Genomic DNA, 11,715 nt, shown 5'->3' on the forward strand with positions numbered 1-11,715 from the left:
GAAGCAAACGGAGGACGGAAAATGGTAAAAGTACGATTGTATTTGGTACGTCATGGTAAGACCATGTTTAACACGATTGGTCGAGCGCAAGGTTGGAGCGATACTCCTTTAACAACTGAAGGTGAACGAGGGATTCAAGAATTAGGAATTGGTTTGCGAGAATCTGGTCTACAGTTTGATCGCGCTTATTCGAGTGATTCTGGTCGCACCATTCAGACAATGGGAATCATCCTTGATGAACTTGGCTTGCAGGGAAAAATCCCTTATCGCATGGACAAGCGTATCAGAGAATGGTGTTTTGGTAGCTTTGACGGAGCTTATGATGGTGATCTTTTCATGGGCATTATTCCTCGTATCTTTAATGTGGACCACGTTCACCAATTATCTTATGCTGAACTGGCTGAGGGTTTGGTAGAGGTCGATACAGCTGGTTGGGCTGAAGGCTGGGAAAAACTCAGTGGCCGAATCAAGGAAGGTTTTGAAGCGATTGCCAAAGAAATGGAAGAACAAGGTGGGAGCAACGCTCTCGTTGTCAGCCATGGAATGACCATTGGAACCATTGTTTATCTGATTAATGGCATGCATCCGCATGGTCTCGATAATGGTAGCGTAACGATCCTTGAATATGAGGACGGGCAGTTTAGCGTAGAAGTTGTCGGCGACCGTAGTTACCGAGAACTAGGACGGGAGAAGATGGAGGAAGCTTCTATTTAATACTCTTCGAAAATCTCTTCAAACCGCGTCAACGTCGTCTTGCCGTAGATATATGTAACTGACTTCGTCAGTCTTATCTACAACCTCAAAGCAGTGCTTTGAGCAACCTGTGGCTAGTTTCCTAGTTTACTCTTTGATTTTCATTGAGTATAATCAGTCTAGACTTGTTTGCTATGAACTGAGGATTTGATAAGAATATCAAGATAAGAAAAAACAGCCGAGGGTAATCCTTTCGGCTGTTTTTGATGGGGAAAACTAGAGTGTAATGCTATTGCTTTTAGAGATTTTCATAAACAAGAGCAAGGAACCTACTGTCAGAACAGTGAGGATAGTTGACAAGGCTGCGGCAACACCGTAATTTCCTCTGAGAACCTCTGTATAAATAGCTACAGTCATTGTTCTTGTTTTGACATTGTAGAGGAGGATAGAAGTAGAGAGTTCTGAAATCATTGTAACCCAAGATAGGATAGCTCCAGAAATAATACCAGATAGCATCATTGGAGTTGTAACCTTGGCAAAGGTATTGAAACGGCTACTTCCTAAGCTTTCAGCAGCTTCTTCAATACTTGGTGCTATTTGTTGCAAGCTAGCAACAGATGAGCGAATAGTATAAGGTAATCTTCTGACAGATAGAGACATAATTAAGATGAAAGCAGTCCCTGTAATCATAAGAAATCCACTTCCAAATAGACCAGTATTGAAGGAAGAAATGAAGGCAATCCCTAGAACGGTTCCTGGTACAATATAAGGGACCATACTGAGGCTGTCAATTAAGTTTGTAAACAAATTCCGTTTTCTAACAGCTAGGTAGGAGATAAATGTTGCAAATAGGACAACTAGAACTAAGGCAATCAAAGGGATACGAATAGTATTGAAAATAGCAGATCCCATACGATTGAAAGCTACCTTGTAACTGTTTAGAGAATAGCCTTTGACAAATACCATACCTGATGTTTTTAGGAAAGAAGTATAAATCAAGTAGACTTGAGGTAGAACAGAGAGCAAGATAATTCCGTAGACTGTTGCATAAATGGCAACCATTTTTCCTTTTGTAGTTTTTTTAGGCTCAATTGGATGGAGCGAATTCATGCTGAAACTGTAGCGGTTTGAAATGTATTTTTGGATAAGGAAAATCGCCAAGGCAATGATAATCGCCATAACTGCTAAAGCAGATGCAAAAGCAGAATTTCCTCCAACCTCGCTAATAAATTGGGTATAAATCAGGACAGGGAAAGTCCGATATCCTTCACCAATTAACATCGGTGTTCCAAAGTCTGAGAATGCTCTCATAAATACAAGCAGGGCAGCAGCTAGTAAGGTTGGAACTAGAAGAGGTAAAACAACCGTTACGATACGCTTAAATCCGAAGGACCCCATGCTTTCAGCGGCTTCAAGTAGAGAATTGTCAATACTTTTCATTGTCCCAGCAACGTATAGAAATACTAGTGGGAATAATTGTAGTGTAAAGACAAGTACAATTCCTTTAAATCCATAAATATCGATAGCTGGAAGATGAAGGGTATTTGTCAGGAATTTAGTAATGACCCCATTTCGTCCCAGCAAGAGAATCCAGGAGTAGGCTCCCACGAAAGGAGCTGACATGGAAGCAATGATAATTAATATTTGTAGAAATTTCTTTCCCTTGAAGTCATACATAGAGAAGAGATAAGCTAATAAGGTTCCTACGACTAAGGAAGTGACAGTAGCGGTAATGGAAACCTTGAAACTGTTGACGAGTGTCTCAGAGTAGTAGGCTTTACTAAAGAAAGTGACAAAATTAGCTAGTGAAAATTGTCCTTCATGTATGAGTGCTTGCTTGAGCACGGTAACGATAGGATAAACGAGAAAGACAAGATAGGTAAGAAAGATGAATAAAGAGGAGACTGTCCAAATATTTAGTTTTTTACGTTCCATGGTTGACTCCTTTTATCAGGTTTTGGGAACCATCCGCAGAAAAGACATTTAATTTTTGAGTATTGATTCGTAGACGAATACGATCGCCTTTTTGTAGATCTTCTTCAAAAGTTGATTCTTCGCTAACCTGAATTTTTGAGACAAAGCCTGTCTCGATGAAGTATTCAGTATTCAGTCCAAGATAGACGCTATCGCTAATAGTTCCTTCAATATCTCCAGATTCATCTTTGATAAACTCTTCAGGACGAATGCTTACATGAATAGCTTGTGCCTCAGCCTGATCAAGGGCTGGTATTCGAAGGGCAAAGCCATCTGAAAAGACGATATAAGCGCCGTCGCTCCGTTTTTCAAGATTGGCAGGGATAATATTTGTTCGTCCGATAAAGGTTGCTACAAACTCATTAGCTGGTTTATGATAGAGTTCTTTTGGTCGGCCGATTTGTTGGATCACTCCATCTTTCATAACAGCAATTTGGTCTGAAATCGCCATGGCTTCTTCTTGGTCGTGGGTCACATAGACGGTTGTAATTCCCACTTCGTGTTGGATTTCTCGAATGGCTTGGCGCATATCCAAGCGAAGTTTGGCATCCAGATTACTAAGTGGCTCGTCCATGAGGAGAACACTTGGATTAACCGCTAAGGCACGTGCTAAGGCGACACGTTGTTGTTGTCCACCACTGAGTTTATCGGGCTTTCGATCCGCATATTGAGCAATTTGCATGAGTTCAAGATACTTGTTGGTCTGTTGAATCAATTCCTCTTTTGGAACTTTCTTTTGCTTAAGACCAAAAGCAACATTGTCTCGGACGGTCAAATGTGGAAAAATAGCGTAGTTTTGGAAAACCATGCCGATATTGCGTTTGCTGGGTTCCATATTATTGATTTTTGTATCATTGAAGTAAAATTCTCCGCCTTCGATACTGTTGAAACCTGCAATCATACGAAGAAGGGTCGTTTTCCCACACCCTGAAGGACCAAGGATGGTAAAGAGACTTCCTTTTGGAATTGTAATGTTTAAATTATCAATAACAGGGACATCGTGGTAGATTTTTTTGGCGTTAATAATTTTGATCTCACTCATAGTGAACCTCTTTTACTGTTTAGATTGGATATCTGTAAAAATGTCATTGTACTTTTTAAGAATAGTGGATTTATTTTTAATGACATAATCTGAATCTTCGGTGGCAATCTTGATTTCTGTCATAGCCTTCATATTTTTATTGGTTTTAGCATTTTTACGAATGGGTCTGATTGTAGTTTCAGTTCCTAGCTTATCTTGGATTTCTTGAGAAAGGAGGAAATCGATAAATTTCTTAGCGTTTTCCATGTGTTTAGCATTTTTGATGATAGCTGCGTTACCAGGTAAAAAGACGGTTCCTTCTTTTGGATAAATAACTTTTACATCAACTCCGTCGTTTAAGAGTTTTAAGGCAGGGTCTTCATAGGTGAGTCCTACAGCCATTTCTCCATCGGCGACAGCTTTGTAAACATTTGAAGAACTAGATGCAATCTTTCCATCTACTAGGGTAAATAGATTTTTCACATAGGTCCAAGCTTGTTCATTTTCGTATCCACCTTGATCAACAAGCATGTTTGTTAATTGAGCAAAGGCGCTAGAAGCATTACTAGGATCAGCAGTAGCGATTTTTCCTTTTAATTTAGGATTGAGTAGATCATTGTAGCCTTCAATTTTAATATCTTTTGTAAGAGCTGAATTGGCAATGATAACACTGACATCAAGTGTATAAGGCGTGTAGAATCCAGTTTTATTTTGATATTCAGGGATTATCTGGTCGTTTTCTTGGGAAATATAAGGTTCAAAAAGTTTTTCGTTAGAAGAGAAGAGAGCGTAGGAACCTCCGAAAATGACATCGGCTACTGGGGATTCTTTTTCGGCCTCAGCTTTTTTGAACAATTCACCCGTGCTGGCTTGTACTAAATCAACCTTAATACCATATTTGTCTTCGAAGGCTGGAATTGTTTCTTCGATAAGGTCCTCAGGATTAGGCGAGTAGACAACCAAAGTGTTATCTGAATCTTTTTCAGAGCTAGTTTCCGCTTCTGTTGTTGAAGAACATCCTGATAAAGTAAGAAATATCCATCCACAAGAGAGAAAGAATAGTAGTTTTTTCATAATAATCTCCTTTTTACGAACATTTTAACTCTACAACCTACTTAATGTTTATAATTTGCAGAGTCCTATAGGATATAATAAAAACCTTAAAGAAATCTAAAACGGGGAATATGAGTCAAAGGCGCTAGGGGAAAAAGATGAAAGAGACAAATAATCGATATAAGTTAATTTCAAGTGCTAGCTAATTTTTTATACTGCTAAATAAGCTAGATTTGCGATTCAGTCTTTCTTACCATCCAAGTCTAAAAGAACATTTCTCATCTTTCAAATTCCCTCAAAAATGGTATAATAGTAACATCACAAAATTGGAGAGAGACCATGAGTTTTTACAATCATAAAGAAATTGAGCCTAAGTGGCAGGGCTACTGGGCAGAACATCATACATTTAAGACAGGAACAGATGCATCAAAACCGAAGTTTTATGCTCTTGATATGTTTCCTTATCCGTCTGGAGCGGGTCTGCACGTAGGACATCCAGAAGGTTATACCGCAACGGATATCCTCAGCCGTTACAAACGTGCGCAAGGCTACAATGTCCTTCACCCAATGGGGTGGGATGCTTTTGGTTTGCCCGCAGAGCAATACGCTATGGATACAGGTAATGACCCAGCAGAATTTACAGCGGAAAACATTGCCAACTTCAAACGCCAAATCAATGCGCTTGGATTTTCTTATGACTGGGATCGTGAAGTCAACACAACAGATCCAAACTACTACAAGTGGACGCAATGGATATTTACTAAGCTTTACGAAAAAGGATTGGCCTATGAAGCGGAAGTGCCAGTAAACTGGGTTGAGGAATTGGGAACAGCCATCGCCAACGAAGAGGTTCTTCCTGACGGAACTTCTGAGCGTGGAGGCTATCCAGTTGTTCGCAAACCAATGCGCCAATGGATGCTCAAAATCACGGCCTACGCAGAGCGCTTGCTTAATGACTTGGATGATCTGGATTGGCCAGAGTCTATCAAGGACATGCAGCGCAACTGGATTGGTAAATCAACTGGTGCTAATGTAACTTTCAAAGTAAAAGGAGCAGAAAAGGAATTTACAGTCTTTACTACTCGTCCGGACACCCTTTTCGGTGCGACCTTCACTGTTTTGGCGCCTGAGCATGAACTAGTAGATGCTATCACAAGTCCAGAACAAGCAGAAGCAGTAGCAGACTACAAACACCAAGCTAGCCTCAAGTCTGACTTGGCTCGTACAGACCTTGCCAAAGAAAAAACTGGTGTTTGGACTGGTGCTTATGCTATCAACCCTGTCAATGGTAAGGAAATTCCAATCTGGATTGCAGACTATGTTCTTGCTAGCTATGGAACAGGTGCTGTCATGGCTGTGCCTGCCCACGATCAACGTGACTGGGAATTTGCCAAACAATTTGACCTTTCAATCGTCGAAGTACTTGAAGGTGGAAACGTTGAAGAAGCTGCCTACACAGAAGATGGACTTCATGTCAATTCAGACTTCCTAGATGGATTCAACAAAGAAGACGCTATTGCCAAGATTGTAACTTGGTTGGAAGAAAAAGGCTATGGACAAGAGAAGGTTACCTACCGTCTCCGCGACTGGCTCTTTAGCCGTCAACGTTACTGGGGTGAACCAATTCCTATCATTCATTGGGAAGATGGAACTTCAACAGCTGTTCCTGAAAGTGAATTGCCACTTGTCTTGCCTGTAACCAAGGACATCCGCCCTTCAGGTACTGGTGAAAGTCCACTAGCTAACTTGACAGACTGGCTTGAAGTGACTCGTGAAGATGGTGTCAAAGGTCGTCGTGAAACAAATACTATGCCACAATGGGCAGGTTCAAGCTGGTACTACCTCCGCTATATTGATCCACACAATACTGAGAAATTGGCTGATGAGGACCTTCTCAAACAATGGTTGCCAGTAGATATCTACGTGGGTGGTGCAGAGCATGCTGTTCTTCACTTGCTTTACGCTCGTTTCTGGCACAAATTCCTCTATGACCTCGGTGTTGTTCCAACAAAAGAGCCATTCCAAAAACTCTTTAACCAAGGAATGATTTTGGGAACAAGCTACCGTGACCACCGTGGGGCTCTTGTGGCGACTGACAAGGTTGAAAAACGTGACGGTTCTTTCTTCCATGTGGAAACAGGAGAAGAGTTGGAGCAAGCACCAGCTAAGATGTCTAAATCGCTTAAGAACGTTGTTAACCCAGACGATGTGGTGGAACAATACGGTGCCGACACCCTTCGTGTCTATGAAATGTTCATGGGGCCACTTGATGCTTCAATCGCTTGGTCAGAAGAAGGTCTGGAAGGAAGCCGTAAGTTCCTTGACCGTGTTTACCGTTTGATTACAAGCAAGGAAATTGTTGCAGAAAACAATGGCTCTCTCGACAAGGTTTACAACGAAACCGTTAAAGCTGTCACAGAGCAAATAGAATCATTGAAATTCAACACAGCCATTGCCCAACTTATGGTCTTTGTCAACGCTGCCAACAAGGAAGACAAACTTTATGTAGACTACGCCAAAGGCTTCGTTCAGTTGATTGCACCATTTGCACCTCACTTGGCAGAAGAGCTCTGGCAAACAGTTGCAGCAACAGGAGAATCTATCTCTTATGTAGCTTGGCCAACTTGGGATGAAAGCAAATTAGTTGAAGACGAAATCGAAATCGTTGTCCAAATCAAAGGAAAAGTTCGTGCCAAACTCATGGTTGCTAAAGACCTATCACGCGAAGAATTGCAAGAAATTGCTCTCGCTGATGAAAAAGTCAAAGCAGAAATTGACGGTAAGGAAATCGTGAAAGTGATTGCGGTACCGAATAAACTCGTTAATATTGTTGTGAAATAAGAAATGAATCCTTCAGAGTAGAATCTGGAGGATTTTTTATTTGACAGGAAGTTTCTATTTTGTTAATATAATTAACAAAGAAAAGAGAGATTATGGATAAAAAAGAATTTATTGCATTTAATAATCGTTTCAATAGATTTATTTTAGCGTTTGACCAGTTAAAAAAAAATCAACATAAAAGTGGTGTTGACAAATCCATTACGTTGAATGAGGTACATTTGATTGTTGTGATTGGGAAAAATCAGCCCTTAAATCTAGTAAAATTATCTGAATTATTAGAAGTTTCAAGAAGTGCAATAACTCAAAGTGTTAGGAGATTGATTCAAAAAAATTTAGTTGTTTTTGATTTTGATCCGAATAATGGGAAAAATAAATATTTGAGATTATCTGAAAAAGGCATCGAAATTTTTAAAATCCATAAGGAGCAACAAGAATATATTGAAAAATCAATCTTTTCAGTTTTAAACAACTATAGCGAGGTGGAACTTAAAACAGTTGTGAAATTGATGGATGATATTGAAAAGGTGTGGGGAGAATTACCGTGGTAAAAGTCACGGTAAATTTCAAATATAATTGTTAAGTAAATTAACAAAAAGGAGAAGATATGACTGTAAACATAGAACTGATTTCACAAACAGATTTAGCGGATGAATCTTTTTATATTGCTATTAATGGTTTAGAACCAAGGGCAATGTATTGTGTAGAAATGTACCTGTCTGATTATTACTGTATAAATGCTCCCTTGCTTTTAGATCATGATGTTATATGGAAATCAACCGCAATTTTTTTATCTGATCAGGACGGTATGATTGATACCTCTCAGACAGTATCTATTTCGGGATCTTATAAAGGAGTTTCAGAAATGGGATTATTCTTTAATGCGAAACCGTTGAAGAATAGGAAAAGGAGATTACCGAGTTCTCTTGATAGAATTCCATTACGAGATTGTTTTGGTGTTGAAATTAAAATCAGGCTGGGGAAAGATATGGTCGCGGAGCAAAGTTTTGTAAGGCGTTATATGAATCTGGGAGTAAGATATCAAGATATCTATGACAAGCATTTTCAAGGTCGATTATTTTATGATGAAAAGTTAAGAAGGGCGCCAGCCGTGATTATTGTTAGCGGTAGTGAGGGAAGAATTGAAAAAGCTCAGAATATTGCCCAACTTTTATCTTCTAGAGGCTATATTTGTCTTGCAATAGCTTATTTTGGTTTAGAGGGATTACCCCAAAATTTAGAACGAATTCCAATAGAATGTCTGGAGGAAGCGAAAGATTTTCTATATCATCATCCTCAAGTTGATAATACAAAAATAGGAATATATGGTCGCTCTAAAGGAGCAGAGCTTGTTTTGGCTGGACAAAGTATTTTGGATGATGTGCAATGTTTAGTACTCAATTCTCCCTCAAATGTAATATTTGAGGGAATAAAGGGAAAACTCAATTCTCATTCATCTTCTTGGACATATTTACAAAAGGAACTTCCTTATCAAAAATTTCAGTTAGGAGATTATTTGTTAAACAAGTTTTTTGGAAAACATATTCCTGAAGATAGTAGGGCTCAGATTGATGTGAGTAAAATTTCCTCCCCTTTATTATTACTAGGAAGCGATGTTGATGAAATATGGAATGCATCATCCGCGATAGATGATATCATTTCACATTATAAAGGGGAATCTATTTTGTTTAAAAAATACCATGAAACAGGGCATATGTTGACGGTTGCTTATCAACCGAATCATCGTTATCGAAAAGATTGGCGCTTATTAATGAAAGAAAGTGTAGACTCTTGGTTTGCTACGATAAATTATTTTGATACACATCTGAAGAATTTGTAGATAGTGCTGAACCGTACTATAATAGTCCCAACTAAGATAAAAACACAGTTCTGGTTGGTAGTTCAGTCTACAAAAGCAAACACTAAAACAAGAGAAATTTGAATACAAACAGTAAAAAATAGAGAGAAGCACAAGGGACATTAACTCACTCGTTCCCATATTTGATTATTCCTCCATAAAATGGATGGATGATTTTTATAAGAGGAGTTTGCATTGTTGAATCGAAATCCAAGTGTTTCCTAAAATTTTCATTGAGATATGTTATACTATATTCAATAAGTGAATAAGGAGAAAGCTATGCCAGTAAATGAATATGGTCAGATGATTGGGGAGTCAATGGAAGGTTATACACCAGGTGAATTGCCTTCTATTGATTTCTTAGAAGGGCGTTATGCTCGAATAGAAGCTCTTTCGGTGGAAAAGCATGCGGAGGATTTATTAGCTGTTTATGGCCCTGATACGCCTCGGGAGATGTGGACTTACCTCTTTCAGGAGCCAGTAGCAGACATGGAGGAACTGGTCAGCCTTTTAAATCAGATGTTGGCTCGTAAGGACCGTTTTTACTATGCAATCATAGACAAGGCAACTGGTAAGGCTTTGGGAACTTTTTCTCTCATGCGCATTGATCAGAATAACCGAGTGATAGAAGTGGGGGCGGTCACTTTTTCTCCAGAGCTCAGGGGAACACGGATAGGAACTGAAGCCCAGTATCTCCTCGCTCGCTATGTTTTTGAAGAACTCCACTATCGTCGCTATGAGTGGAAATGTGATTCTCTTAATTTGCCATCCAGACGAGCTGCGGAGCGTTTGGGATTTATTTATGAAGGAACCTTCCGTCAGGCAGTGGTTTATAAGGGGCGTACGAGGGATACGGATTGGTTGTCCATGATTGATAAGGGCTGGCCCAAAGTCAAATCTCGTTTGGAAACATGGTTGCGTCCTGAAAATTTTGATAAAAATGGACAGCAGTACAAGAGCTTGAGGGAGTTTTAAGAGGTGTTGAGATGATTACTATTAAAAAGCAAGAAATTGTCAAGCTAGAGGATGTTTTGCATCTCTATCAGGCTGTCGGTTGGACAAATTATACCCATCAACCAGAGATGCTGGAGCAGGCCTTATCTCATTCATTAGCGATTTATGTGGCGCTTGATGGTGATACTGTGGTGGGCTTGGTCCGTTTAGTCGGAGATGGTTTCTCATCAGTATTGGTTCAGGATTTAATCGTTTTACCTATCTACCAGCGTCAAGGGATTGGTAGTGCCCTAATGAAAGAGGCTTTAGAGGATTACAAAGATGCCTATCAAGTCCAGCTGGTGACAGAACAGACAGAAAGAACCTTGAGCTTCTATCGTTCTATGGGCTTTGAAATATTATCTACCTATAATTGTATAGGGATGACTTGGGTAAGTCGAGAAAAATAATAAAACTTGTTTTTTCTTAAGCAAAGTTTAAGGATGGTCTAGTATTATATAGTCATTAAATAAAGACCTCCTAACTTTATTTAATGAAATCCTAAAACTTTTTTCATCATAATCTCCTAATGAAGCCACCCAATCAGGTGGCTTTTTTCGTGGATAGGTGATGGTGATAGATTTTTTTTGCAAAATAGTAAAATTTGAGAAAAGTTAAGCTAGTTTTAAGCTTTGTCTTGTATCATATAGTTATTAAATAAAGACCTCCTAACTTTATTTAATAAAATCCTAAACTTTTCTTTTTCATAATAATCTCCCTTAACTCCACCCAATCAGGTGGAGTTTTTTGGCTCTATTTCAGGATTTTGGGGACTATTCTAAAAATCATTTTCCGATATTTTTCGGATTTTGGTCGGGGAATTGGCGGGGACTTTTTTTAGCGAATATGACTAATAAATAGTTCTGTTGTCGCTTCAGCTACTTCAACCTTACTTTGAATTTAAGTGACTGTTAATTGAAGGACTAGAACTACTGTAATAATGCTCTTGGTTTTCAAGGAGTGAGTCATCATATTGTTGTACAGCGGTTAAAGCTTGAAAAGCCACGAATATAAACCTTTGAAAAATTTTGTGAACTATGGGATAATAAAAAGGAATTGAGTACTAGTTCTATATCATAGGCTAGAAATGGCCCCAAGCTCACGACCAAATAAGCTAGGGGTCTTTTTTGACACTATTTATCCTTGTTTAGCCATTTATCGACTAAGCGAAGAACGACACCGACCACAATTGGTCCGATGATAGTTTTGAGTACTAATCCCATCATGGGCTATCTCACCTCCTTTCGTAGGCGGTGTAGCAGTGCCGTAGAATGTTATACCACAT

10 protein-coding genes are annotated in these 11,715 nt (G+C 39.2%); 6 read left to right on the forward strand and 4 right to left on the reverse strand.

Annotated features, from left to right (window positions below; all coding sequences use genetic code 11):
* The first annotated feature begins 21 nt into the window (after positions 1-21).
* A complete protein-coding gene (locus D8855_RS01085) occupies positions 22-714 on the forward strand; it encodes a histidine phosphatase family protein (RefSeq protein WP_061589618.1) in 693 nt (230 codons plus the stop codon).
* A 255-nt stretch (positions 715-969) separates the two neighbouring features.
* On the opposite strand, the gene D8855_RS01090 is transcribed toward D8855_RS01085, so the two are convergent.
* Genes D8855_RS01090 through D8855_RS01100 form a run of 3 tightly spaced genes read right to left on the reverse strand, consistent with a single transcriptional unit; the run spans position 970 to position 4,762 of the window.
* On the reverse strand, positions 970-2,628 hold the full coding sequence (locus D8855_RS01090; protein ID WP_070482420.1) for an ABC transporter permease: 1,659 nt from the start codon (positions 2,626-2,628) through the stop codon (positions 970-972).
* Positions 2,618-3,709, reverse strand: a complete 1,092-nt coding sequence (locus D8855_RS01095) for an ABC transporter ATP-binding protein (RefSeq protein ID WP_061589616.1) — start codon at positions 3,707-3,709, stop codon at positions 2,618-2,620. Before D8855_RS01095 ends, D8855_RS01090 begins: the two co-directional genes overlap by 11 nt.
* 12 nt (positions 3,710-3,721) lie before the next feature.
* Complete coding sequence (locus D8855_RS01100) at positions 3,722-4,762, reverse strand: ABC transporter substrate-binding protein (RefSeq protein WP_049510963.1); 1,041 nt, start codon at positions 4,760-4,762, stop codon at positions 3,722-3,724.
* 318 nt (positions 4,763-5,080) lie between these two features.
* On the opposite strand from D8855_RS01100, the gene leuS reads away from it, so the two are divergent.
* The 5 genes from leuS (at position 5,081) to D8855_RS01125 (ending at position 10,840) form a co-directional block, all read left to right on the forward strand.
* Complete coding sequence (leuS, locus tag D8855_RS01105; RefSeq protein WP_061589615.1) at positions 5,081-7,582, forward strand: leucine--tRNA ligase; 2,502 nt, start codon at positions 5,081-5,083, stop codon at positions 7,580-7,582.
* A gap of 92 nt (positions 7,583-7,674) precedes the next feature.
* On the forward strand, positions 7,675-8,130 hold the full coding sequence (locus D8855_RS01110) for a MarR family winged helix-turn-helix transcriptional regulator (RefSeq protein WP_125415555.1): 456 nt from the start codon (positions 7,675-7,677) through the stop codon (positions 8,128-8,130).
* Between the two features lie 56 nt (positions 8,131-8,186).
* Positions 8,187-9,419: an acyl-CoA thioesterase/BAAT N-terminal domain-containing protein gene (locus tag D8855_RS01115; protein WP_061589613.1), complete on the forward strand. Its 1,233-nt coding sequence runs from the start codon at positions 8,187-8,189 to the stop codon at positions 9,417-9,419.
* A gap of 297 nt (positions 9,420-9,716) precedes the next feature.
* A complete protein-coding gene (locus D8855_RS01120) occupies positions 9,717-10,412 on the forward strand; it encodes a GNAT family N-acetyltransferase (RefSeq protein WP_125415556.1) in 696 nt (231 codons plus the stop codon).
* Positions 10,413-10,423: 11 nt separating this feature from the next.
* The gene (locus tag D8855_RS01125; RefSeq protein ID WP_125415558.1) at positions 10,424-10,840 is read left to right on the forward strand and encodes a GNAT family N-acetyltransferase; all 417 of its coding nucleotides are present in this window, start codon (positions 10,424-10,426) and stop codon (positions 10,838-10,840) included.
* A 723-nt stretch (positions 10,841-11,563) separates the two neighbouring features.
* Here D8855_RS01125 and D8855_RS01130 read toward each other — a convergent pair.
* Positions 11,564-11,656, reverse strand: a complete 93-nt coding sequence (locus D8855_RS01130; RefSeq protein WP_004255195.1) for a type I toxin-antitoxin system Fst family toxin — start codon at positions 11,654-11,656, stop codon at positions 11,564-11,566.
* Between the last annotated feature and the right edge of the window lie 59 nt (positions 11,657-11,715).

It is taken from the genome of Streptococcus mitis, from assembly GCF_003942685.1.
Lineage (GTDB): Bacteria > Bacillota > Bacilli > Lactobacillales > Streptococcaceae > Streptococcus > Streptococcus mitis_CD.